Source organism: Streptomyces sp. AF1A, assembly GCF_047340315.1.
GTDB lineage: Bacteria > Actinomycetota > Actinomycetes > Streptomycetales > Streptomycetaceae > Streptomyces.
Map to the genome: position 1 here is coordinate 1 of NZ_JBLEBI010000071.1, position 23,773 is coordinate 23,773.

The window sequence follows — 23,773 nt, forward strand, 5'->3', positions numbered from 1 at the left end:
TGCCACGGGGGCGGGCGCGGCGGTCATGCTCGGCAGCAGGGGCTCGCCGCCGTCGGAGGGCAGCACGATGCCTTCGCGCGCGGGCCGCGCCGAGGGCTCCTCGCCCCGTCCACTCTGCGTCACCGGGACTCCTACTAATGGGGGACCTTGTGCATCGTCGGCTCACGCTACCGGGTCCCCCGAGCCGGGTGCCACGCAGCTCAGGACGCGACCTCCTTCCCTGTGACGGCAGTAACACAACGGCCCCGCCGGACGCTGTACATGGGCTCTCCGGCGCGCGCGCGTGGCGTTCACCACACGTTCACACGTTTCCGCGGCCGGCGTTCACGCGGCCTGCTGCAGGTCGAGGCGGGCGCCGAACTCCCGTACCACCGACTCCTCCCGGAACGGCTCCAGGCGCTGCTGGAGGTCCTCCAGGTACTCCGCGCCCCGGTTGGAGCGCAGCGTCTCCAGCAGTTCCACCGCCTGCAGCCCGGTGGCACAGGCCTGTTCGATCTCCCGCTGCTGCACCTGGGCCGTGGCGAGCAGCACATAGTCGATCGCGCGGCGCCGGGCCCGGGACTCGGGGTGTGCGGCCAGCGACTGCTCGGCGTAGCGCGCCGCCTGCTCGGGCTGCCCGAGGTCCCGGTGGCAGTGCGCCAACTCGTCGGCCAGATACGCCTCGTCGAAATGCCTGATCCACACCGGGTCGTCCCCGGAGGCGGCGTCCGCCTGCTCCATCGCGGCGACCGCCCGCCCGGTGGACGCCTGCGCCGCGGGCGCGTCGCCGAGCAGGGCGTGCCCGCGCGCCTCGGCCGCGTGGAACATCGCCTCCACGCGCGGGGTCACATGCCCGCGCGCGCCCTCCTGCGCCGCCCGCGCCAACTGGGCGATCTCGCGCGGGTTTCCGAGCTGCGCGGCGAGGTGGCTCATGGACGCGGCGAGGACGTACCCGCCGTAGCCGCGGTCCCCCGCGGCCTGTGCGAGCCGCAGCGACTGGATGTAGTACCGCTGGGCCAGCCCCGGTTGCCCGGTGTCCACCGCCATGTACCCGGCGAGCTCCGTCAACCGGGCGACGGCGGCGAAGAGTTCCCGCCCGACCGCCTCCCGGTAGGAGCCGGCCAGCAGGCCCGAGACGACGCTGTTGAGGTAGTGCACGACGACCGGGCGCACATGACCGCTGCCGAACTGGTGGTCCAGGTCGGTCAGCGCCTGGGTCATGGACCGCACGGCCGCCACGTCGGACTGGCCCACCCGCGGGCCCGCCTGCCGCGCCACCTGGGCGTCCGGCGCCGAGATCAGCCAGTCGCGGCTGGGCTCGACCAGCGCGGAGGCGGCGACGGAGGAGCCGGACAGGAAGTCCCGGCGCCCCACGTCGCTGCGCCACAGCTCGCAGACCTGCTCGATGGCCCCCAGTACCGTCGGCGAGAACTGGAGACCGACCCCCGAGGCGAGGTTCTTGCCGTTGGCCATGCCGATCTCGTCGATCGTGACCGTACGGCCGAGCTTGCGCCCGAGCGCCTCCGCGATGATCGCCGGCGCCCGGCCCCGCGGCTGCTGGCCGCGCAGCCAGCGGGCCACCGAGGTCTTGTCGTAGCGCAGGTCGAGACCGTGCTCGGCGCCGCACATGTTGACCCGCCGGGCCAGCCCGGCGTTCGAGCACCCCGCTTCCTGGATGAGAGCCTGCAGCCGTTCGTTCGGCTGCCTCGCCACGAGAGGCCTTGCGGCCATGAGCTACCCCCTGCGAACCCCTGGAGCGTGACCGTTTCGGAAAGATCACTGCCCAGCTGACATACCGTCAATGCGTGACATGTGCGGTTTGCCGGGGTAAAGGCAGACCCCACCCCCTCCCTGGCTACCCAGCACACCCCGCGCTTCCTCCCGCGCGCCCCCGCCTGTGCACCCATGCGCCCCAATTGCCGAATCGATGCTCCTCCCCGGCGCGCGCCGTGGCCGTAACTCCAGGTGGGCGAGGGAGTTGAGTGGGGCGTGGAAGAGACGATCGCCGGGGCCGCAGCCGCCCACATTCCGCAGCAGCGCGGGCAGTCGCTGCTGGAAACCGCCGTACGCTACGCCGAGGAACGGCACTGGGACGTGTTCCCGGGCACCTGGCTGGAAGCCGTCGACGGGATGCAGCGCTGCTCGTGCGGCGACGCCTCCTGCCCTGCGCCGGGTGCGCACCCCACGCGCCCCGACTGGGCGAGCCAGGCGACCGGCAGTGCGACCGTCGTGCGCCGGATGTGGCAGAAGCAGCCGACGGCGTCGATCCTGCTGCCGACGGGGCGCACGTTCGACGCGCTGTCCGTCCCGGAGAGCGCGGGGTTCCTGGCGCTCGCCCGTATGGAGCGGATGGAGCTGACCCTGGGGCCGGTCACGCTGGCCCCCGACCGGCGGATGCACTTCTTCGTGCTGCCGGGAGGCGCGGTGAAGGTGCCGGAACTGGTCCGCAAACTGGGCTGGTCGGTGCCGTCCCTGGACCTGGTGGCGCTGGGCGAGGGGGCGTTCGTGGCCGCTCCCCCCACCCGGTTCGGCTCGCGCGGTGCGGTGCAGTGGGCCTGCCGCCCCACCCCCGCCAACCGGTGGCTGCCGGACGCCGAGGAGCTGATCTCGGCGCTCGCCTACGCCTGCGGCCGCGACCGCTGAGTTCCACCCGCCGGCAGCGCCGTACTGTCTAGGCATGACCGAAGCTGCAGTGCGGGTGCGGGGGCTCTGGAAGCGGTTCGGGCAGCAGGTCGCTGTCGGCGGAATCGATCTGGAGCTGCCTGCCGGGAAGTTCATCGGGCTGGTCGGGCCCAACGGCGCCGGGAAGACGACCACGCTGTCCATGGTGACGGGGCTGCTGCGGCCCGATGAGGGCAGCGTGGAGGTCGTCGGGCACGACGTGTGGCGGGACCCGGTGGCCGTCAAGGCGCGGATCGGCGTCCTCCCCGAGGGTCTGAGGCTGTTCGAGCGGCTGTCCGGGCGGGAACTGCTCGGCTACTCCGGGCGGTTGCGCGGACTGCCGGGCGCCGAGGTGGACAAGCGCGCCACCCAGCTGCTGGACGTGCTCGACCTGGCCGGGGCCCAGCACAAGCTCGTCGTCGACTACTCGACCGGCATGCGCAAGAAGATCGGACTCGCCGCCGCCCTTCTGCACAATCCCGACGTGCTCTTTCTCGACGAGCCGTTCGAGGGCGTCGACCCGGTGTCCGCGCAGACCATCCGGGGCGTCCTCGAGCGGTACACCGCCTCCGGCGCCACCGTGGTGTTCTCCTCGCACGTCATGGAGCTGGTCGAGTCGCTGTGCGACTGGGTCGCGGTGCTCGCCGCGGGACGCATCCGCGCCACCGGCCCGCTCGCCGAGGTGCGCGGGGACCACCCCACCCTGCAGGGCGCGTTCCTGGAGCTGGTCGGGGCGAGCGGCCGGGACACCGGGTCCGACCTGGACTGGCTGGGCGGCGGGGCGGCCCGATGACGAGTCCCGCCGCCACCCTCGTACGCCTGAAACTGTCCCTGCTGCGCGGCGGCCTGCGCCAGTCCGGGGGGCGGCGGGCCGCGTTCGCCTTCTCCACTGTCCTCGCCCTCCTGTTCGCGCTGGCGCAGCTGCTCGGCCTGCTCCTGCTGCGCGGGCGGGCGCACGCGGACGTGGTGGCCGTGCTCGGCGCGGCCCTGCTGGCCCTGGGCTGGGCGGTGCTGCCCCTGTTCTTCCCCACCGGCGACGAGACGCTCGACCCGACCCGGCTGGTGATGCTGCCGCTGCGGCCCCGGACGCTGGTGCGGGGCCTGCTCGCCGCCTCCCTGGTCGGCATCGGCCCGCTCGTGTCCCTGCTGCTGCTGACGGGCTGTGCGCTGGCGGCGGCGCACGGCGCGGCGGGGTACGCCGTCGCGGTCGTCGCCGTCGCCCTCGCGCTGCTGGTCTGCGTGGCGCTCGCGCGGACCGTCGCCACGGCCAACGTGCGGCTGCTCACCAGCCGCAAGGGCCGCGACCTCGCCGTGCTGAGCGGGCTGGTGATCGCGATCGGGAGCCAGTTGGTCAACTTCGGCGCCCGGCGGCTCGGTACGGGCGGGCTCGGGCAGCTCCAGCCGGTCGCGGACGTGCTGTCGTGGCTGCCTCCCGGGTCGGCGGTGGCCGCGGTGCGCGCGGCGAGCGACGGCTCCTACGGCCTGGCCCTCGCCCAGCTCCTCATGACCGCGGTCGGGCTGGCGGCGCTGATCGCCGCATGGGCGCGGAGCCTGACCCGGCTGATGACCGCGCCCGACAGGTCCGCCCTCCAGGCCCTGGACGCCGGGAGCCGGGACCGCGCCTCCGCGAGCGGGCTCGCGCGGCTGCTGCCGGGCGGACGCACGGGCACGGTCATGGAGCGCAGCCTGCGCTACATATGGCGCGACCCGAAGACCAAGGCGGCCTGGGTGACCTCGCTGGCGATCGGGCTGATCGTGCCGGTGTTCAACGCGCTGCAGGGCACCGGGTCGGTCTACTTCGCGTGCTTCGCCGCCGGGATGCTCGGCATCCAGATGTACAACCAGTTCGGGCAGGACACCTCCGCCTTCTGGATGGTCGCCCTCACCGTCTCCACCTCGCGGGACGCCTACGAGGAGCTGCGCGGCCGGGCCCTGGCCCTGCTGCTGATCACCGTCCCCTACGCGGCGCTCGTCACCGTGCTCACAACGGCCGTGCTGGGCGCCTGGGCCCGGCTCCCGGAGGTGCTGGGGCTGTCCTTCGCGCTGCTCGGCGCGATGCTGGGCACCGGGGTGTGGACCTCGGCCCGGTTCCCCTACTCCATCCCCCAGGAGGGCCACAGGAACGTCGCCCCCGGTCAGGCCGGCCTCGCCTGGATCTCCATCTTCGGCGGCATGGTCTCCGCCGCCCTGCTGTGCTCCCCCGTCATCGCGCTCACCATCTGGCTCAACGTGAGCGCCGACGGCGCCGCGTGGCGCTGGCTGCTGCTGCCGGCCGGCGTGGCCTACGGCGCCGCGCTCACCCTGGCCGGCCTGCGCCTGGCCGCCCCGCGCACCGCCTCCCGGCTGCCGGAGATCCTGGCGGCGGTCAGCAAGGGGTAGGCCGCTCCCGCGGATCCCGTCCGCCGGGCCGCCGGGACGCGCAGGCGGAGGTCACTCCCCGAGCACCTGGCCGACGAAGGGCGCGACGGCCTCCCGCCAGTCCTCCGGATGGTCGTAGTGGGCGAGGTGCCCGGCGTCGGGCACCTCGGCGTACTGGCCGCGCGGCAGCACCCGGACCATCTCCTGGGCCTCCGCGCGCCCCAGCTCCCCGTCCAGGGCGCGGACGACGAGCGCCGGGCAGCGCACCTGGGCCAGCTCCTCCCAGTGGGCGTCGTGGACCCAGGTCTCCCGGGTCCTGAGCATCTGCTCCGGCTCGAACACCGGCCGCCAGCCGTCCTCGCACTCGTGCATCACCTCGGCGTAGAACGCCCCGCGCGCCGGATTCGGGCGCTCCACCCAGGGATCGTCCTCGCCGAACCACTCGCGGACGTCGGCGAGCGTGGCGAAGGGGACGGGCCAGGACCGGAACCAGTCGGTCCACTCGCGCTGCGAGGCGGCGCCGAGCGCGGAGGCCCGCATGTCGCAGATGACCACCCCGCACACCAGGTCGGGGCGTTTCGCGGCGAGCTGCCAGGCGGTCAGCGCCCCCATGGCGTGGCCGACGAGCAGGGCGGGGGCGAGGCCGAGCTGTTCGAGGGCGGCCTCGGCGTCGTCGACGTAGGCCTCGCGGGTGTAGTCGGCCTCCGGGGGCTTGTCGCTCCGGCCGTGGCCGCGCTGGTCGAGTGCGACGGCCCGGTGGCGCTCGGCCAGCCAGCGGGCGGTGGACGCCCAGTGGGAGGCACGGCCCATCAGGCCGTGGAGTAACAGCACGCCCGGGCCGCCGGGCGCCGGCTGCGCCCGGTCGGCGTCCGCATCCTCAGGATCCCGCTTCGGAGGGTCGGCGAACTCCCACGCGGCCAGGCGCACCCCGCCCGATCCCGTCACGTCGATACGCCGTGCCATGGGCCCGGTACCCCCCAGCTCCGCCTGCCTCGTACGGTTCCGCCTGCCCCGAACACTATCGAACTTGCATTCGAAAGGACCGTTCCTGCGGCCAACACCCCTCCTTCGAGTGACAGCCCCCGAGGAATGATCGCCGCCGCCGAGGGGATCTCTTCTGGCGGGAGGCGGACCGCTCGGGGAAAAGCCGGTCCGAGGGGGACGACCCTGGGAGCTCGGGGCTCCGGGTCAGCACAGGGGAGGACAGGCCCCGGCGCCACACGGTGCCGGGGCCCTCCCATGCTCAGCGCTTGGCGACGAACACATGCGAGGCGACGTCCGCCTCCAGCTCGGCCGCCTCACCACCGCTGCCCACCAGCACCCCGCCGGCCGACTCGGTCACGCTCACCACCGAACCGGGCTGCACACCCGCCCGCCGCAGCGTGTACATCAGCTGCGCGTCCGTCTGGATCGGCTCACCGATCCGGCGCACGACGACCGTCTTGGCGTCCGCGCCCGCGTCCAGGTCCGCCAGCGAGACCATGCCCTCGTCCAGGAACGGGTCCGCCCCGTCCTTCTCGCCCAGCTCCTCGAGCCCCGGGATCGGGTTGCCGTACGGCGACTCGGTCGGGTGCCGCAGCAGCTCCAGCACCCTGCGCTCCACGGCCTCGCTCATCACGTGCTCCCAGCGGCACGCCTCCGCGTGGACCTGCTCCCACTCCAGGCCGATCACGTCGACCAGCAGGCACTCCGCGAGACGGTGCTTGCGCATCACGCGCGTGGCGAGCCTTCTGCCCTCGTCCGTCAGCTCCAGATGCCGGTCGCTGGCCACGGACACCAGGCCGTCGCGCTCCATCCGCGCCACCGTCTGGCTCACCGTCGGCCCACTCTGGTCCAGCCGCTCCGCGATGCGGGCGCGCATGGGGACGACGCCTTCCTCCTCCAGCTCGAGGATGGTGCGGAGATACATCTCCGTGGTGTCGATCAGTCCGGACATACGTGCCCCTCGATTACCTCTGCCGGCAGCCTGGCGCGTGCGCTGGCCCTGACACCAATTCTGCCGGATCCCACTGACAAGCGGGGGCCTCCGGCGGAATGACCGGCACGGGCGCACCACAGGGCGCTCCGGCAGGCCGTATTGACACGGCACTGGTCCAGACCGCACCGTGATCCGCGACACAGACGCTGCGAAGGGGCACCGCATGAGCGACGGCACGCCTGCCGACCTGTTCTTCGACGCCGCCGTCAACCTGCTGCAACGCGTCCGCGAGGAGGAGGCCGAGGCGATCGCCGCGGCCGGCACCCTCCTCGCCGACACCGTCGCGGCCGGCGGCCGCCTGTTCGCCTTCGGCGCCGGGCACTCCTCCCTCGCCGCCCAGGACGTCGTCTACCGTGCCGGCGGCCTCGCCCTGATGAACCTGCTCGCCGTCCCCGGCGTCGTCGGCGTCGACGTCACCCCCGCCACCCTCGGCTCCGCCCTCGAACGCGTCGACGGACTCGCGAGCGCCGTCCTCGACACCTCCCCCCTCCGCGCCGGCGACGCCCTCGTGATCATCTCCCTGTCCGGCCGCAACGCCCTGCCCGTCGAGATGGCCCGCGGCGCCCGCGAACGCGGCGTGCGGGTCATCGGCGTCACCTCCGTCGCCTACGCCGCCCAGACCACCTCCCGGCACGCCTCCGGCACCTTCCTCAAGGACCACTGCGACGTCGTCCTCGACTCCAAGATCCCCGTCGGCGACGCCGAACTCACCCTCGACACCATCCCCGCGCCCTTCGCCCCCGCCTCCACCGTGGTCACCGCCGCCCTGATGCAGGCCGTCATGGCCACCACCGCCGCCACCCTCGCCGACCGCGGCATCGAGCCCCCGCTCCTGCGCTCCGGCAACGTCGACGGCGGCCACGAGTGGAACCGCCGGGTCATGGAGCAGTACGGCGACCGGATCTTCTACCGCCACTGAGCCGGCCGCCGGCCCGCAGGCGCCCCGGGGCTACTTCTCCCGGTCCGCCTCCGCCAGGTCCAGCAGCGCCGCGATCCGCAACGCCACGTCCTCCGCATAGGCCGCGTCCGACCGCTCGAAGCGGCTGCGCCCCGCCGTACGCAGAAACGTCACCACACCCAGCGTGCGCCCCCGGCTGCGCACCGCCGCGCACAGCGCGTGCACCGCGTCAGCGGGCCACTGCCGCTGCAGCGCCCACTCCCGCGCCCGCTCCGCCGGCCCCGGCCCGGCATCCGCCCGCACACTCCCCGCCCGCTCCACGCACTGCAGCGCCGGATGCCCCGCCTCGTAGCGCACGGGCAGCCCGGCCGCCCCCGTCAGCAGACTCGGCCCCGGCGCGCCCGCGGGCGTGGCGGCGAGCCGCACCAGCCGCGGCGGACCCGCGTCCGCGCCGCCCTCCGCGCGCGGGGCGTCCGCCACCCGGTCCAGCAGCGCGTGGTCCGCGAAACCGGCCAGGGCGAAGTCCAGATGCAGGGTGGCCGCCTCCGCCGGGTCCTCGCACTCGGCGGCGGCACGCGCCGCACGATGCAACTGGTTCGTGCGGAACCGCAGCAGCGAGGCCTCCTGCTCGACCTGCTTCGCCTCGGTGACGTCCTGGAACAGCCAGCCGACGCCCAGCGGCACCGGCTCCTCCGCCAGCGGCGAGGCCAGCCGCAGAAAGCCGCACCGCCAGCAGCGCCGCCGCTCACCCTGCGGAGCGCGCACCGTCACCCACATCTCCGCGGGCGCCGGCGGCGCGCCCTCGGCCAGGACGTGCGCGAGCGCGGCCTCCAACTCCTCCACGCCCTGGCCCAGCAGCTCACCCAGCGGCCGGCCCAGCGCCGACGTGCGCCCGATCCCCAGCGCACGCGCCGCGAACGCGTTCACCACGGCGGGCCGCAGGTCCGCGTCGACGAGCACGACCCCCCAGGCCGCGTCCTCCAGCAGCGCCTCGCTCAACGCGATCGACCGCTCCAGATCGATCTGCGCGTGCACCTCGCTGAAGGCGCAGTACACCCCCGCCGGCTCACCGTCGGGCCCCCGCACGGCGGCGGACTGCGTCCGCACGAGAACCCGCCCGCCGTCCTTGGTCACCAGCGCGAACTCGTGCACCTGCCGCCCCGGCGCCCGCATCGCCGACATCAGCCGGGCCTGGACCTCCTCGGCGTCGGCGCTGCGCACCGCCCACCCGGCGAACCCGTGCCGCCCGACGGCCTCGGCGGCGGTCCAGCCCAGGATCCGCTCCGCCTCGCGGTTCCAGTGCGTGACCACCCCGTCGGCGTCGAAGGCGCACAGCGCCGCGTCCATGCCGTCCAGCAGCGCGGCGAGCAGGTCGGATCCGCCGGACTCGCCGGGCTCCTCAGGCCCCAGCTCGTCGGTGGTCCCACTCCGCCGGGAAGCACTCACCTGGACCCCCTGGAGACTGCGTCGGCGCACGTACGGCGCTCGTTTCGCTCACTGGCCCTCATTCAACTGGAACGTGACACAGCCCACATCCTGTTCCCGCAAGATTGCGGGAATCAATCCCCCGACCCCGCGCGCCCGAGCCGCAGGTCGACCCACTCGTCCCGCTCCCCGTCCAGCACATACCGCTCGATCTCCACGAACCCCCGCCGCCGCGCGAACCGCAGCCCGTCCTCGTTGGCCGCCAGCACACACGTCTCGACGGCCTTCGCCCCCAGCACGCGCGCGTGCCCCAGCGCGCTGTCGTAGACCGCCGCCCCGAACCCCCGCCTCCGGAACTCCGGCAGCACCCGCGCGATGACCGTCGCCACGGCCTCCTCCCCCACCGGCGGCCGCACCGTCGAACACCCCACCAGCACATCCCCGAGATACGCGTTCTCCAGCCGGTACCGCCCCAGCCGCAGCCGCGCGTCCTCCAGGGACATCGCAGCGGGCGGCACGACCACGTTGTGCGCGTACCGCCACTGCTCCAGCATGCCGTCGCCCTGGACGGCCTCAATACGAAGATCACTCACATGGAACAGCCCTACCATCAACGCCGGTCACACGTTCGGCGAATCGGCGACATTCGCACATCCGGGCGGGCTCCGGCAGGGAAATCCGCGGCTGCTCCACCCTGCTCCACCGGGGCGGCGGGTACGGCTGCGCACCCCGTCCACAAGCCCGGCGTCAGGATCTCCGAAAAACAGTTGAGTCACGGCCCGGGGCTTCCTAGGCTGTGCCTCACGTGGAGAGGAGGTGATCGGGTACATGAGTGAAACCCGGACGCGCGAGGTGGCTGCGGGCTAGCGGCTCGCCACCACACTTTGTGCGGTGCCGGACCAGCGTGTGCGAGAAACACGCAGCCGGCCCAATCCAACGCAGTCACCCGACCCGCGGGCTGCCGGTACGTCCGGCCGGCTCCTCCTCGGAGGAACCCAGCCCGCGGGTCGTCTGCGTTCTCGGGCCGGTGCGTCAGGGGCTGAGGCGTTCGACCTTCCAGGCGCCGCCCGGCCGGCTGACGTAGCGGAGGCGGTCGTGGAGGCGGTTCACGCGGCCCTGCCAGAACTCGATCGACTCGGGGGCGACGCGGAACCCGCCCCAGTGCGGCGGGACCGGGACCTGTTCGTCCTCGGGGTAGCGGGCTTCCAGCTCGGCGTACGCGGCGTCGAGTTCGGCGCGGGAGGCGATCACCGAGGACTGGGCGCTGGCCCAGGCGCCCAGCTGGGAGCCGTGCGGGCGGGTGCGGAAGTAGGCGGCGGTCTCGTCGCGGCCGGTGCGGCACGCGGTGCCGGTGACGATGACCTGGCGGGCCAGCGGGTGCCAGGGGAAGAGCAGCGAGACGTACGGGTTCGCCGCGAGGTCGCGGGCCTTGCGGGAGTCGTAGTTGGTGTAGAAGACGAAGCCCTCGGTGTCGAACTGCTTCATCAGGACCGTGCGCGAGCTGGGGCGTCCGGCGGCGTCCGCGGTGGAGACGATCATGGCGTTGGGTTCGTAGATCGTGCCGTGCAGGGACGCCCGTGCCGCGTCCTCGAACCAGCGGGCGAACTGGTCCATGGGGTGGGCGGCGAGGTCCTGTTCGGCGAGTCCGTCGGCCCGGTACTGCTTGCGCATGGCGGCGGGGTCGACGACGGGGTCCAGGAGGGGGTCGCGGTCGGTCACGCGGTCATCTTGCCGTATCGAATGGGTGTGGCACTGAGTGTCGTAGCGTCTCCCCAATGTTGGCACTCGGGGATATCGTGCTGGTTCCCCCCGCGGTTTGGGTGACCACCGGATGACCACCGGACGATCGGGGCATCACCCGGGGTGTCCGCCGCCCGCCACATCACGAGGAGCCGCCTGATGTCCGATTTCGTACCCGGGCTCGAGGGAGTCGTTGCGTTCGAGACGGAGATCGCCGAACCGGACAAGGAGGGCGGCGCCCTGCGCTACCGGGGTGTCGACATCGAGGACCTGGTCGGCCGTGTCTCGTTCGGGAACGTGTGGGGGCTGCTGGTCGACGGCGCCTTCAATCCCGGCCTGCCGCCGGCCGAGCCGTTCCCCATCCCGGTGCACTCCGGAGACGTCCGGGTGGACGTGCAGTCGGCGCTGGCGATGCTCGCCCCGGTGTGGGGGCTGAAACCGCTGCTGGACATCGACGAGCGGCAGGCGCGGGAGGATCTGGCGCGGGCCGCCGTCATGGCGTTGTCATACGTCGCCCAGTCGGCGCGCGGGCAGGGGCTGCCGATGGTGCCGCAGCGGGAGATCGACAAGGCGAAGTCGGTCGTGGAGCGGTTCATGATCCGCTGGCGGGGCGAGCCGGACCCGAGGCATGTCGCCGCGGTGGACGCGTACTGGACGTCCGCGGCCGAACACGGGATGAACGCCTCCACGTTCACGGCGCGGGTCATCGCCTCCACGGGCGCCGACGTCGCCGCCGCGCTGTCCGGTGCGGTGGGGGCGATGTCGGGGCCGCTGCACGGGGGTGCGCCGTCGCGGGTGCTGGGGATGATCGAGGAGATCGAGCGCACGGGGAACGCGGAGGCGTATGTCCGGCAGGCGCTGGACCGCGGTGAACGGCTGATGGGCTTCGGGCACCGGGTGTACCGGGCGGAGGACCCGCGGGCGCGCGTGCTGCGGCGTACGGCGCGGGAGCTGGGCGCTCCGCGCTTCGAGGTGGCCGAGGCGCTGGAGAAGGCGGCGCTGGAGGAGCTGCACAACCGTCGGCCGGACCGGGTGCTGGCGACCAATGTGGAGTTCTGGGCCGCGATCGTGCTGGACTTCGCGGAGGTGCCGGCGCACATGTTCACGTCGATGTTCACGTGTGCGCGCACCGCCGGCTGGTCGGCCCACATTCTGGAGCAGAAGCGGACGGGGCGGCTGGTGCGGCCTTCCGCCCGGTACGTGGGGCCCGGGTCGCGTGGGCCCGAGGACATCGCAGGGTATGCGGGCATCGCCCCCTGAGGGGCGCGGCCGGCCGCACCCGCGCGCCGGGGCCGCATGTCGCATGCGGCCCCGCGCCCCGCACCGCGTTGATCAGGCCGGGGTCAGAAGGCTCGCGTGGTGTCGCTCCGCCACCAGGGGGTGGGCCCTGAGCTTGCCCTTGAGTTCGTTGTAGCCGTACTCGGCGTACAGCGGGTTGGTGGGGTCGGTCGTGATGCCGGGGGCGTCGGAGGCGTGCGGGAAGGGCAGGGGCTCGATCCGGGCGTCGAGGCGCGGGTTGTAGAAGAACGGGACCGAGAAGCGTTCCGTCGCCCCGGGCGGGCTGACCACGCGGTGGTTGGTGGCCAGGAGGTAGCCGTTGGTGGCGACCTCCAGGAGTTCGCCGAGGTTGACGACGAAGGCGCCCTCGATGGGCGGCACGTCGTGGAAGAGGCCGTCCTCGCGCTGGACCTGGAGGCCGCCGACGGTGTCCTGCAGGAGCAGGGTGAGGAAGCCGTAGTCCTTGTGGGCGCCGACGCCCTGGTCGGTGCCGTCGCCCGCGCTGCCGGGGTAGCGGACGAGCTTGAGGTGCGGGTGGGCCCGGTCGCCGAAGATCGGGTCGTAGAAGCCGGCGGGGGCGCCGATGGCGGCGAGCAGTTCGTGCAGGAGGCGGTCGGCGACCGCGCTGAGCCGGTCGATCCAGGCGAGGGCGGCGGTGCGCAGTTCCGGGAGGGCGGCCGGCCACTGGTTGGGGCCCTGCAGCCACCAGTACGGCGGTTCGCCGGGGCCGGGGACGCGGGCGGGGCGTTCGGCGCCTATGTCGAGCTGGTCGCGCCAGTCGCGGGTGCCGCCGGTGCGTTCGTCGCCGGTGCGGGTGTAGCCGCGAAAGTGCGGGGAGCCCACGTTGTCCAGGGCGAGCCGGTCGGCCTCGGGGAGGGCGAAGAAGGCGCGCATGGCGGTGAGGAGGGCGTCGGTCTCGGCGGGGGTGACGCCATGTCCGACGAGCTGGAAGAAGCCGACGTCGTGGGCGGCGCCGTGCAGTTGGGCGTGGAGCCGGGCACGGGCCCGGGGGCCACGGTCGGCGGCCGACAGGTCGATGACGGGCAGCTGGTCGTACGACGGGGTCGTCGCGGTGTGCGAGGTCATGGTGCGTCCGCGGGGTGTACGGGGCACGGGTGGCCGCGGGGGTGGGCGGCCCCCGGGTGCCGGAATGGGAAAACCGAGCAGAGAAGCGAGAAGTGGGGGCTGGGTCAGGCGCTGAGGCGCCGACAGCCCATGCTCGTGACGCGCACGTAGTCCACGTGGCGGCGGCGGACGAGCATCAAAAGCATGGGCTCAGGGTACTGCGCGCCCCTGGATGCGGATGTGGCCCGCCTCACGTCCCGGGCGCGGCTCAGCGCAGGGCCTGGTCCAGCAGGGCCGCCCACTGCGCGACGACTCGTTCGCGGCGGGCGGTGTCGTCGGTGAGGAGGTTGGCGAGGCCGAGGCCGCGGGCCATGTCGAGGAAGCCCTGGACGGTTTCGCGGACGCCGGGCCGGGTCTCGTCGGCGCCGAGGAGGTCGACGGCGATGCGGTGGGTCTCGCGGCCGACGCGGGCCTCGAGTTCGGTGACGCGCGGGCGTAGCTGTTCCTCGTCGCCGGCGGCGACCCACAGGTGCAGCGCGGCACGGAAGAGGGGGCCGGTGAAGAGGCCGACGAGGGCGGTGACGACGGCGCGGCGGTCGGCGGGGCCGGCCGGGAAGAGCGCGCGCAGCGCGGTGGAGCGTTCTTCGGCGACGTACTCGACGGCGGCCGTGAAGAGGTCCTCGCGGGTGGGGAAGTGGTGCTGGGCGGCGCCCCGGGAGACGCCGGCCCGTTCGGCGACGACGGCGACGGTGGAGCCGGCCCAGCCGCGTTCGGCGAGGCAGGCGACGGCGGCCTCCAGGAGCCGCTGCCGGGTGGCCCGGCTGCGGTCCTGCTTGGGGAGGCGGTCGCGTGCCGCCGTCGTGCTCATGTGGTCACACCACCCATGCCGCGTCGCGTCTTTCGAGGAAGGCCGTCATCCCCTCCCGGGCCTGGTCGGAGGCGAACAGCCGGGCCGAGAGTGCGGTGAGGGCGGCCGCGTCCCGGTCGAATGCCTCCAGCACCCTAGCCGTGAGCAGCCGTTTCGTCTCGGCGAGGGCCTGGGGCGCGGAACGGCGCAGGCCGTCCAGGAGGGGGGCGAGGGCTTCGTCGACGTCGTCGGCGGTGGTGGTGAGCAGGCCGGCGCGTACGGCTTCCTCGGGGCCGAAGCGCTCGCCGGTGAGGTAGTAGCGGGCCAGGGCGCGGGGGTCGGTGCGGGGCAGCAGGGGCAGGGAGATCACGGCGGGGGCCACGCCGATGCGGACCTCGGTGAAGGCGAAGGTGGCCTGCGCGGAGGCCGCCGCGAGGTCGCACGCCGCGAGCAGGCCGAGGCCGCCGGCGCGGACGTGCCCGGTGACGCGGGCGACGACGGGTTTGGGCAGTTCGACGATCTGCCGGAGCAGGCCGACGAGGCTGTCGGGGTGGGGCGGGTCGCGCAGGTCGGCGCCGGCGCTGAAGGTGGTGCCGGTGTGGGTGAGGACGACGGCGCGCACCTCGGGGTCCTTGCCGCAGTCGGTGAGGGCGTCGGCGAGGGCGGTGACCAGGGCGGCGGAGAGCGCGTTGCGGGTGTCGACGGCGTCGAGGCTGAGGGTTTCGACGCCGCGGGTGCGGGTGCGGGTGATCGCCGTCATGGCAGCTCCCTGAGTTCCCGGCGCAGGATCTTGCCGGAGGCGGCGCGGGGGACGGTGTCGACGAAGGTGACGCGGCGGACGCGCTTGTAGGGGGCGACGCGTTCGGCGACGTACAGCATGACCTCGTTCTCCGTCAGTTCCCCGGCGGTCTCGGCGGCTTCGGCGGCTTCGGCGCCTTGGGCCCGGCGGACGACGAAGGCGTGCGGGATCTCGTTGCCGTCGTCGTTGTAGGCGCCGATGACGGCGGCGTCGGCGATGCCGGGGTGGGTGAGCAGCAGCGCCTCGAGTTCGGCGGGGGCCACCTGGAAGCCCTTGTACTTGATGAGTTCCTTGACCCGGTCGACGACGCACAGCCAGCCGTCGCCGTCGACGTACCCGACGTCGCCGGTGTGCAGCCAGCCCGCCGCGTCGATCATGGCGGCGGTGGCGTCGGGGCGGCCGAGGTAGCCCTTCATGACCTGGGGGCCGCGGATGAGGATCTCGCCCGGCTCGCCGGTCCCGAGGTCCTTGTCGGGGTCGTCGAGGGAGACAATCCGCATCTCGGTGCCGGCGATGAGCCTGCCGACGGTGCCGGGGGGCGCCTCGTGCAGGCGGTCGAGGGGGACGACGTGGGTGCCGGGGGAGAGTTCGGTCATGCCGTAGGCCTGGCCGATGGGGGGCAGGCCCAGGCGTTCGGAGCAGGCGAGGGCGAGTTGGGCGTCGAGCGGGGCGGCGGCGCTGATGACGTACTTCAGGGAGGAGAGGTCGTAGCGGGTGACCGCGGGGTGCTTGGCGAGGGCGAGGACGATCGGCGGGGCGACGTAGAGGCCGGTGATGCGATGTTGCTCGATCGCGGCGAGGAAGGTCTCCAGCTCGAAGCGGGGCAGGACGACGACGGTGGCGCCCTTGCGCAGGGGCGCGTTCATGAGGGCGGTCAGGCCGTATATGTGGAAGAAGGGCAGGACGGCGAGGATGCGGTCGCCGGGACCGGCCGGGACGGCGGGCTCCAGCTGGGCGAGGTTGGTGGCGATCTGCCGGTGGGTGAGCATGACGCCCTTGGGCGTGCCGGTGGTGCCGGAGGAGTACGGCAGGGCGGCGACGTCCTCGGCCGGGTCGAGGTCGGCCTCGGGCTCGGGGGCGGTGGTGGCGAGCATGTCGATGAGGGACCGGTGCCCGGGTGCGCTGTCGCAGACGAAGATCTCCCGTACGCCGCCCGCGAGTTCGGCGGCCCGGCGGGCTGTCTGCAGCAGCGGGGAGACGGTGACGATCCAGCGGGCCGCGCTGTCGCCGAGCTGCTTGGCGAACTCCTCGGGGGTGGCGAGCGGGTGCACGGTGGTGACGGCGGCGCCCGCGCGCGTGGCCCCGTAGAAGGCGGTCGGGAAGGCGATCGTGTTGGGGCTGTGCAGGGCGAGGACGTCGCCCTTGCGGACGCCGGCGTCGGCGAACGCGGCGGCGAGGCGCCGGTGGAACCGGTCCACCTGCTCGTACGTGAGGGTGGTGCCGTCCGTGCCGTCGATCAGCGCGGGCTGGGCGCCGAAGTCGGCGGCGCGCCCCAGGACGGCCTCGTGGATGGGGAGATGGACGGGCGGGACGTCTGCGTACTCGCTGCGGAACACGGTTCCTCCAGTGCGGTCGCCTAGTACGACTTGGGCAGGCCCAGGGTCTGGTGGGAGACGTAGTTGAGAATCATCTCCCGGCTCACCGGAGCAATACGAGTCACACGTGCGGCCGTTATCAACGAGGCGAGTCCGAACTCGCGGGTGAGCCCGTTGCCGCCGAGGGTGTGCACGGCCTGGTCGACGGCCTTCACGCAGGCCTCCCCGGCGGCGTACTTGGCCATGTTGGCGGCCTCGCCCGCGCCGATGTCGTCGCCGATGTCGTAGAGATGGGCCGCCTTCTGCATCATCAGGCGGGCCAGTTCCAGGTCGATGTGCGCCTGCGCCAGCGGGTGGGCGACGGCCTGGTGGGCGCCGATGGGGGTCTTCCACACGGTGCGGTCGCGGGCGTACTCGATCGCCTTGGCGAGCGCGTAACGGCCCATCCCGACGGCGAAGGCGGCGGTCATGATGCGCTCGGGGTTGAGGCCGGCGAACAGCTGGAGCAGGCCCGCGTCCTCATCGCCGACCAGGGCGTCGGCGGGCAGCCGCACGTCGTCCAGGACCAGCTCGAACTGCTTCTCGGCCGCGTTCAGTTCCATGTCGATCGGCCGCTTCTGGAAGCCGGGAACGTCCGTGGGGACGATGAACAGGCACGGCTTGAGTCGTCCGGTACGGGCGTCCTCGGTGCGGCCGACGATGAGCACGGCGTCGGCCATGTTGACGCCGGAGATGAAGACCTTGCGGCCGGTGAGGAGCCAGTCGGCGCCGTCGCGGCGGGCCGTGGTGGTGATGCGGTGGCTGTTGGAGCCGGCGTCGGGCTCGGTGATGCCGAACGCCATCAGGCGGGTCCCGTCGGCGAGCCCGGGGAGCCAGGCGCGCTTCTGCTCCTCGGTGCCGAAGCGGGCGATCACGGTGCCGCAGATGGCCGGGGAGACGATGAGCATGAGCAGGGGCGAGCCGGCGGCGCCCAGTTCCTCCAGGACGATGGCGAGTTCGGCGATGCCGCCTCCGCCGCCGCCGTACTCCTCGGGCAGGTTGACGCCGAGGTAGCCGAGCTTGCCCGCCTCCGACCAGAGTTCGGTGGGGGGCTTGCCCTCGGCGACGGTCCGGACGAAGTAGTCACGGCCGAAGCGTTTGCCGAGGGCGGCTACCGCGGACCGGAGGGCCTTGTGCTCTTCGGATTCGATGACGGCGGTCATGGGGGTGCTCCTAGGAAGAGGTTTCCTGCACTACGGCGAGCAACGTGCCCGGTTCGACCTGCTGTCCGGGCCGGGCGTGCAAGGCGGTGAGCGTGCCGGTGACCGGCGCCGAGATCTGGTGCTGCATCTTCATCGCCTCCAGCCAGATCAGGGGCCGGCCCGCCTCGACGGCCGCCCCCTCCGCCAGGCCCTCGGCGACGCGTACGACGGTGCCGGGCATGGGGGCCAGCAGGGAACCGGGGGCGAGCTGGGCGGCGGGGTCGGGGAAGCGGGGCAGGGCGGTGAGGCGGGCGGAGTTGACGTAGACCTCGTCGCCGTGGCGCGCGACGTCGAACCGGCGCTGGACGCCGTCCACTTCCAGGACGACGCGGCGGGCGTCGGCGTGGACGACCCGGACCCCGTCGGCCGTGAGGCCGTCGCGGGTGTGCCGGTAGCGGACCTCGTGCTCCTCCCCTGCCATCGCGTACCGCTTGACCTGCGGCTGCGAGGGGAGGTTGCGCCAGCCGCCGAAGCGGGAGCGGCCGTGGGCGTCGGCGAGGGCCGCAGCCAGAGGGGCGAGGGGGTCGGGTGCGGGCCGGGTCAGTTCGGCGAGGTGGCGGTCGTAGAACCCGGTGTCCATGCGGGCCCGGGCGAACTCCGGGTGGCGCAGGGAGCGCACCAGCAGGTCCCGGTTGGTGACCGGGCCGTGCAGTTCCGCCCGTTCCAGCGCGCCCGCGAGCCGGCGCAGCGCCTCCGCGCGGGTGGGCGCGTGCGCGACGACCTTGGCGAGCATCGGGTCGTAGTGGACGCCGACGGTGTCGCCGTCGCCGTAGCCGGTGTCGAGGCGGACGCCGTCCGGTACGGCGAGGCGGTGCAGGGTGCCGGTCTGCGGGGCCCAGTCGCCTGCGGGGTCCTCGGCGTAGAGGCGGGCCTCGACGGCGTGGCCGCGCGCGTGCGGCGGCCGGGGCGCCAGGGCGTGGCCCTCGGCGACGCGGATCTGCTCCGCCACCAGGTCGATGCCGAACACCGCCTCCGTCACGGGGTGTTCGACCTGGAGGCGGGTGTTCATCTCCAGGAAGTGCGCGCGGCCGTCGGCGACCAGGAACTCGACGGTCCCGGCGCCGGTGTAGGAGACGGAGCGGGCGGCGCGCACGGCCAGCGCGTACAGCTCCTCGGTGAGCCGGTCGGACAGTCCCGGTGCGGGGGCCTCCTCGATCACCTTCTGGTGGCGGCGCTGCAGGGAGCAGTCGCGGGTGCCGAGCGGCCACACGGTGCCGTGGGTGTCGGCGAGGATCTGCACCTCGACGTGGCGGCCGTGTTCGATGTACGGCTCCACGAAGACCTCGCCGTCGCCGAAGGCGCTCGCGGCCTCGGCGCGCGCGGCCTCCAGCGCGGCGTCCAGCTCCGCCAGGCGGCGCACGATCCGCATGCCGCGCCCGCCGCCGCCCGCGGCCGCCTTCACCAGCACCGGCAGGTCGGCCTCGGTGACCTCGCCGAGGGGCGCGAGGCCCATCAGCCGTTTGGCGCGGGTCTTCGACGCCATGGCCTCGATGGCCTGCGGTGGCGGGCCGATCCAGGTCAGGCCGGCGTCGAGGACGGCGCGCGCGAAGTCGGGGCTCTCGGACAGGAAGCCGTAGCCGGGGTGCACGGCGTCCGCGCCGGCGGACAGGGCCGCCTTCACGATCAGGTCGCCGCGCAGGTACGTCTCGGCGGGCGCCGCTCCCGGCAGCCGTACCGCCGCGTCGGCCGTCCGCGCGTGGAGCGCGTTCGCGTCGGCGTCCGAGTGCACGGCCACCGTCCGGATGCCCAGCTCACCGCAGGTGCGGAAGATCCGGCAGGCGATCTCGCCCCGGTTGGCGACGAGCAGTGTCGAAATCACGTGGTCCCTCACATCCGGAAGACGCCGAAGCCGCCGCGCACACCCTCGTAGGGGGCGGTGTGGATCGCGGAGAGGCACAGGCCGAGGACGGTGCGGGTGTCGCGCGGGTCGATGACGCCGTCGTCGTACAGCCGCCCGGACAGGAACATCGGCAGCGACTCGGACTCGATCTGCTGCTCCACCATGGCGCGCAGGGCGGCGTCCGCGTCCTCGTCGTACGGCCGGCCCTTCGCCGCCGCCGACTGCCGGGCCACGATCGACAGCACGCCGGCGAGCTGCTGCGGGCCCATGACGGCCGACTTGGCGCCGGGCCAGGCGAACAGGAAGCGCGGGTCGTAGGCCCGCCCGCACATGCCGTAGTGCCCGGCGCCGTAGGAAGCCCCCATGAGGACCGACAGGTGCGGGACCCGCGAGTTGCTCACCGCGTTGATCATCATCGCGCCGTGCTTGATGATCCCGCCCTGCTCGTACTCCCTGCCGACCATGTAGCCGGTGGTGTTGTGCAGGAAGACCAGCGGGATGTCGCGCTGGTTGGCGAGCTGGATGAACTGGGCGGCCTTCTGCGACTCCTCGCTGAACAGCACCCCCTGGGCGTTGGCCAGGATGCCGACGGGGTAGCCGTGCAGGGCGGCCCAGCCGGTCACCAGGCTCGTGCCGTACAGCGGCTTGAACTCGTCGAAGTCGGAGGCGTCGACGATGCGGGCGACGACCTCGCGCGGATCGAAGGGGATCTTGAGGTCGCCGGGGACGATGCCGAGCAGTTCCTCCGGGTCGTACTTGGGCGGCTCGGCCGGGCCCGGATCGGGGTACGCCTTGCGGTGGTTGAGGCGGGCCACGACCCGCCGCGCCTGCCGCAGGGCGTCCCACTCGTCCACGGCGAAGTAGTCGGCGAGGCCCGACACGCGCGCGTGCATCTCCGCGCCGCCCAGCGACTCGTCGTCGCTCTCCTCGCCGGTCGCCATCTTCACCAGCGGCGGCCCGCCGAGGAACACTTTCGCCCGCTCCTTGACCATGATCACGTGGTCGGACATGCCGGGGACGTAGGCGCCGCCCGCGGTGGAGTTGCCGAAGACGACGGCGACGGTCGGGATGCCGGCGGCGGACAGCCGGGTCAGGTCGCGGAAGACGGCGCCGCCCGGGATGAAGATCTCCTTCTGCGAGGGCAGATCGGCGCCGCCCGACTCCACCAGGCTGATGCAGGGCAGCCGGTTGGCGAGGGCGATGTCGTTGGCGCGCAGGGCCTTCTTCAGGCTCCACGGGTTGCTGGCGCCGCCGCGCACGGTCGGGTCGTTGGCGGTGATCAGGCACTCCACGCCCTCGACCACGCCGATGCCGGTGACCAGGGACGCGCCGACGGCGTAGTCGCTGCCCCAGGCGGCGAGCGGGGACAGCTCCAGGAACGGCGTGTCCGGGTCGAGGAGCAGCTCGATGCGCTCGCGGACGAGCAGCTTGCCGCGCCCCCGGTGCCGCTCGACGTACTTCTCGCCGCCGCCCGCGAGCGCCTTGGCGTGCTCGGCCTCCAGCTCGGCGAGCTTGGCGAGCATGGCCTCGCGGTGGGCCCGGTAGTCGGGACCGGTCGGGTCCAGGGCCGTCTGCAGAACCGTCACAGCAGGGCCTCCGGGATGTCCAGGTGTCGGGAGCGCAGCCATTCGCCGAGGGCCTTGGCCTGCGGGTCGAAGCGGTGCCGGGCTGCGACCCCCGCGCCGAGGATGCCCTCGACGACGAAGTTCAGGGCGCGCAGGTTCGGCAGCACGTGCCGGGTGACGGGCAGGTCCCGGCTCTCCGGGATCAGCTGCCGGAACCTCTCGACGGTGAGTGCGTGGGCCAGCCACCGCCAGGCGTCGTCGGTACGGGCCCACACCCCCACGTTGGCGTTCCCGCCCTTGTCCCCGCTGCGGGCGCCGGCGACCAGGCCGAGCGGGGCCCGCCGGATCGGGCCGGAGGGAAGGGCGTCCGGCAGGTCCGGCTCCGGCACGGCGGCGAGGGCCTGCGTGTCCTGGGGCGGCGGCACGGGGACACGGCGCCCGTCGTGGAGGACCGCCACATGGCCGACGGCGCCCTGGGGCACGTACACATCCTCGAAGACGCCATAGGGAGCGCCCTTTTCGGGTGGGGACAGCACATGGAACCCGGGGTAGCTGGCCAGCGCCAGCTCGACGGCGGCCCCGCCGAGCGCGCGCCCGACGACCCGCTCGTCCGGGTCCCGTACGACGAGCCGCAGCAGGGCGCTGGCGGCCTCCTCGGTGCCGGCGTCCGCCCGGTCGGTGCGGACGAGTTCCCACCGCACCTCGTCCGGGGGCGACTTGGCGAGCGCCTCGGTGAGCTGGTCCCGCACGAGGCGGGCCTTGGCCTCGACATCGAGCCCGGTGAGAACGAACACGACCTCGTTGCGGAAGCCGCCGAGCCGGTTGAGGCCGACCTTGAGCTCCGGCGGCGGCGCCTCGCCGCGCACGCCCTCGATCCGCACCCGGTCCGGCCCGTCGTGGCTCAGCCGGACGGTGTCCAGCCGGGCGGTGACGTCGGGGCCGGCGTACCGGCCGCCGCCGGTCTCGTACAGCAGCTGTGCGGTGACCGTGCCGACGTCCACGAGGCCGCCGGTGCCGGGGTGCTTGGTGACGACGCTGCTGCCGTCGGCGTGGATCTCGGCGAGGGGGAAGCCGGGGCGGCGCACGTCCCCCTCCTGGAAGAAGGCGTAGTTGCCGCCGGTGGCCTGCGTCCCGCACTCCAGGACGTGCCCGGCGACAACGGCTCCCGCGAGGGCGTCGTGGGCGTCCGGGCCCCACCCGAAGTGGGCGGCGGCGGGCCCGGTGACGAGCGCCGCGTCGGTCACCCGCCCGGTGACGACGATGTCCGCACCGGCCCGCAGGCACTCGGCGATGCCGAAGCCGCCGAGGTAGGCGTGGGCGGCGAGCGCGCCGGGGTGGGAGGCGGTGAGGTCGTCGCCCTCGACATGCGCGACGCGGACCGGGATGCCCAGGCGCTCGGCCACCTCCCGCACCCTGCCGGCGAGTCCGGCCGGATGGAGGCCGCCCGCGTTCGTGACGATCCGCACCCCCCGCTCGTGGGCGAGGCCGAGGCAGTCCTCCAGCTGGCGCAGGAAGGTGCGGGCGTATCCGGTGGAGGGGTCCTTCAGCCGGTCGCGGGCGAGGATCAGCATCGTGAGCTCGGCGAGGTAGTCGCCGGTGAGGACGTCGAGTTCGCCGCCGGTGAGCATCTCGCGCAGGGCGTCGAACCGGTCGCCGTAGAAGCCCGAGAAGTTGCCGACGCGCAGGACCGTCATGCCGGCTCCCCCTTCGGCTCCCGTCCGGCGCCGGGCGGCCCGGCGAAGGCCTGGGCGATGTCCAGCCAGCGGTCGGCGTCCTCGCCCACGGTGGTCAGGGCGAGGTCGGTGCGGTGGGCGCGCTGGGTGACGAGCAGGCAGAAGTCGAGGGCGGGCCCGGTGACGCGCTGCGCCGCGCCCTCGGGGCCGTAGGACCACACCTCGCCGCCGGGTGCGGTGAGTTCGACGCGGAACTCCTCGGCGGGCGGGGTCAGGCCGTGGACGGTGTGGGCGAAGTCGCGGGTACGGACGCCGAGCCGGGCCACGTGCCTGATCCGGTCGGTCGGGGCGCGGACCGCACCGAGCGCTTCGGCGACGTCCAGGCTGTGCGCCCAGGTCTCCATCAGGCGGGCGGTGGCCATGGAGGCGACCGACATGGGCGGCCCGTACCAGGGAAAGCGGGCGCCGGGTGACGCGTCGCGCAGGGCCCGGTCCAGGGCGGTGCGCCCTGCACGCCAGGCGGAGAGCAGTTCGGCCGGCGGGAGTCGGGCCCCTTCGTCCGCGCCCTCGTCCACGAACGAGTCCGGCGCGGCGAGCGCCTTCTCGACCAGTGCCTGGAAGGCGTCGGCGTCGGTCACGGCCAGCAGGGCCGAGCGGTCGGTCCAGGCGAGGTGCGCGATCTGGTGGGCGACGGTCCAGCCGGGCGCGGGCGTAGCGAGCGCCCACTGATCCGGGGTCAACTCGGCGACGAGCTGGTCCAGTTCGTCGCTCTCGGCACGCAGGTCGTCGATGACGGGCGTCGGGTCGGCCATGGGGGGAGCATGGCAGCGGACCCAGAAACAATCAAGCATGCTTGCATGAATTTGTGGGCCCCCCGTGCGCGCGGGCTCG

20 protein-coding genes are annotated in these 23,773 nt (G+C 73.5%); 5 read left to right on the forward strand and 15 right to left on the reverse strand.

The annotated features are described in order from the left end of the window. Window positions 1-324 precede the first annotated feature (324 nt). Complete coding sequence (locus ACLU3S_RS19960; protein WP_413953261.1) at window positions 325-1,710, reverse strand: transcriptional regulator; 1,386 nt, start codon at window positions 1,708-1,710, stop codon at window positions 325-327. A gap of 258 nt (window positions 1,711-1,968) precedes the next feature. Here ACLU3S_RS19960 and ACLU3S_RS19965 point away from each other — a divergent pair, with 258 nt between their 5' ends. Genes ACLU3S_RS19965 through ACLU3S_RS19975 form a run of 3 tightly spaced genes read left to right on the forward strand, consistent with a single transcriptional unit; the run spans window position 1,969 to window position 5,019 of the window. Beyond that, on the forward strand, window positions 1,969-2,622 hold the full coding sequence (locus tag ACLU3S_RS19965) for a bifunctional DNA primase/polymerase (protein WP_413953262.1): 654 nt from the start codon (window positions 1,969-1,971) through the stop codon (window positions 2,620-2,622). Between the two features lie 34 nt (window positions 2,623-2,656). Continuing rightward, window positions 2,657-3,433, forward strand: a complete 777-nt coding sequence (locus tag ACLU3S_RS19970) for an ABC transporter ATP-binding protein (protein WP_413953263.1) — start codon at window positions 2,657-2,659, stop codon at window positions 3,431-3,433. After that, window positions 3,430-5,019 carry a transporter gene (locus tag ACLU3S_RS19975; protein ID WP_413953264.1) on the forward strand — a complete coding sequence of 530 codons (1,590 nt, stop codon included), beginning with the start codon at window positions 3,430-3,432 and terminating at the stop codon, window positions 5,017-5,019. The genes ACLU3S_RS19970 and ACLU3S_RS19975 overlap by 4 nt, the downstream gene beginning before the upstream one ends. 51 nt (window positions 5,020-5,070) lie before the next feature. Here the strand turns inward: ACLU3S_RS19975 and ACLU3S_RS19980 are convergent, their stop codons facing one another. After that, window positions 5,071-5,961, reverse strand: coding sequence for an alpha/beta fold hydrolase (locus ACLU3S_RS19980; RefSeq protein WP_413953265.1), 891 nt, complete (start codon window positions 5,959-5,961; stop codon window positions 5,071-5,073). 280 nt (window positions 5,962-6,241) lie between these two features. Further along, window positions 6,242-6,934 carry a metal-dependent transcriptional regulator gene (locus ACLU3S_RS19985; protein WP_413953266.1) on the reverse strand — a complete coding sequence of 231 codons (693 nt, stop codon included), beginning with the start codon at window positions 6,932-6,934 and terminating at the stop codon, window positions 6,242-6,244. A gap of 205 nt (window positions 6,935-7,139) precedes the next feature. On the opposite strand from ACLU3S_RS19985, the gene ACLU3S_RS19990 reads away from it, so the two are divergent. Continuing rightward, window positions 7,140-7,895, forward strand: a complete 756-nt coding sequence (locus tag ACLU3S_RS19990) for an SIS domain-containing protein (protein ID WP_413953267.1) — start codon at window positions 7,140-7,142, stop codon at window positions 7,893-7,895. Between the two features lie 30 nt (window positions 7,896-7,925). Here the strand turns inward: ACLU3S_RS19990 and ACLU3S_RS19995 are convergent, their stop codons facing one another. The 3 genes from ACLU3S_RS19995 to pdxH form a co-directional block, all read right to left on the reverse strand. Beyond that, on the reverse strand, window positions 7,926-9,320 hold the full coding sequence (locus tag ACLU3S_RS19995; protein ID WP_413953268.1) for a PAS domain-containing protein: 1,395 nt from the start codon (window positions 9,318-9,320) through the stop codon (window positions 7,926-7,928). A 113-nt stretch (window positions 9,321-9,433) separates the two neighbouring features. Then, window positions 9,434-9,892, reverse strand: coding sequence for a GNAT family N-acetyltransferase (locus tag ACLU3S_RS20000; RefSeq protein ID WP_413953269.1), 459 nt, complete (start codon window positions 9,890-9,892; stop codon window positions 9,434-9,436). 439 nt (window positions 9,893-10,331) lie between these two features. Beyond that, window positions 10,332-11,018 (reverse strand): pyridoxamine 5'-phosphate oxidase, encoded by a 687-nt coding sequence (gene pdxH, locus ACLU3S_RS20005; RefSeq protein WP_413953270.1) that lies wholly within the window; start codon window positions 11,016-11,018, stop codon window positions 10,332-10,334. A gap of 180 nt (window positions 11,019-11,198) precedes the next feature. On the opposite strand from pdxH, the gene ACLU3S_RS20010 reads away from it, so the two are divergent. Then, window positions 11,199-12,299, forward strand: coding sequence for a citrate synthase 2 (locus ACLU3S_RS20010; RefSeq protein WP_413953271.1), 1,101 nt, complete (start codon window positions 11,199-11,201; stop codon window positions 12,297-12,299). A 72-nt stretch (window positions 12,300-12,371) separates the two neighbouring features. On the opposite strand, the gene ACLU3S_RS20015 is transcribed toward ACLU3S_RS20010, so the two are convergent. From ACLU3S_RS20015 to ACLU3S_RS20055, 9 genes are all read right to left on the reverse strand, one after another. After that, window positions 12,372-13,403: an isopenicillin N synthase family dioxygenase gene (locus ACLU3S_RS20015; RefSeq protein WP_413953272.1), complete on the reverse strand. Its 1,032-nt coding sequence runs from the start codon at window positions 13,401-13,403 to the stop codon at window positions 12,372-12,374. A gap of 247 nt (window positions 13,404-13,650) precedes the next feature. Beyond that, a complete protein-coding gene (locus tag ACLU3S_RS20020) occupies window positions 13,651-14,250 on the reverse strand; it encodes a TetR/AcrR family transcriptional regulator (RefSeq protein WP_413953273.1) in 600 nt (199 codons plus the stop codon). A gap of 4 nt (window positions 14,251-14,254) precedes the next feature. Continuing rightward, on the reverse strand, window positions 14,255-14,989 hold the full coding sequence (locus tag ACLU3S_RS20025; RefSeq protein WP_413953274.1) for an enoyl-CoA hydratase family protein: 735 nt from the start codon (window positions 14,987-14,989) through the stop codon (window positions 14,255-14,257). After that, window positions 14,986-16,584 (reverse strand): 4-coumarate--CoA ligase family protein, encoded by a 1,599-nt coding sequence (locus ACLU3S_RS20030; protein ID WP_413953275.1) that lies wholly within the window; start codon window positions 16,582-16,584, stop codon window positions 14,986-14,988. The genes ACLU3S_RS20025 and ACLU3S_RS20030 overlap by 4 nt, the downstream gene beginning before the upstream one ends. 20 nt (window positions 16,585-16,604) lie before the next feature. Then, window positions 16,605-17,765 carry an acyl-CoA dehydrogenase family protein gene (locus ACLU3S_RS20035; RefSeq protein ID WP_413953276.1) on the reverse strand — a complete coding sequence of 387 codons (1,161 nt, stop codon included), beginning with the start codon at window positions 17,763-17,765 and terminating at the stop codon, window positions 16,605-16,607. A gap of 10 nt (window positions 17,766-17,775) precedes the next feature. Further along, window positions 17,776-19,623: a biotin carboxylase N-terminal domain-containing protein gene (locus ACLU3S_RS20040; RefSeq protein ID WP_413953277.1), complete on the reverse strand. Its 1,848-nt coding sequence runs from the start codon at window positions 19,621-19,623 to the stop codon at window positions 17,776-17,778. An 8-nt stretch (window positions 19,624-19,631) separates the two neighbouring features. Further along, entirely contained in the window at window positions 19,632-21,230 is a 1,599-nt protein-coding gene (locus tag ACLU3S_RS20045; protein ID WP_413953278.1) for an acyl-CoA carboxylase subunit beta, read from the reverse strand. Continuing rightward, entirely contained in the window at window positions 21,227-22,903 is a 1,677-nt protein-coding gene (locus ACLU3S_RS20050) for an acyclic terpene utilization AtuA family protein (RefSeq protein ID WP_413953279.1), read from the reverse strand. The genes ACLU3S_RS20045 and ACLU3S_RS20050 overlap by 4 nt, the downstream gene beginning before the upstream one ends. Next, window positions 22,900-23,694, reverse strand: a complete 795-nt coding sequence (locus ACLU3S_RS20055; RefSeq protein WP_413953280.1) for a TIGR03084 family metal-binding protein — start codon at window positions 23,692-23,694, stop codon at window positions 22,900-22,902. Before ACLU3S_RS20055 ends, ACLU3S_RS20050 begins: the two co-directional genes overlap by 4 nt. Window positions 23,695-23,773: the final 79 nt, after the last annotated feature.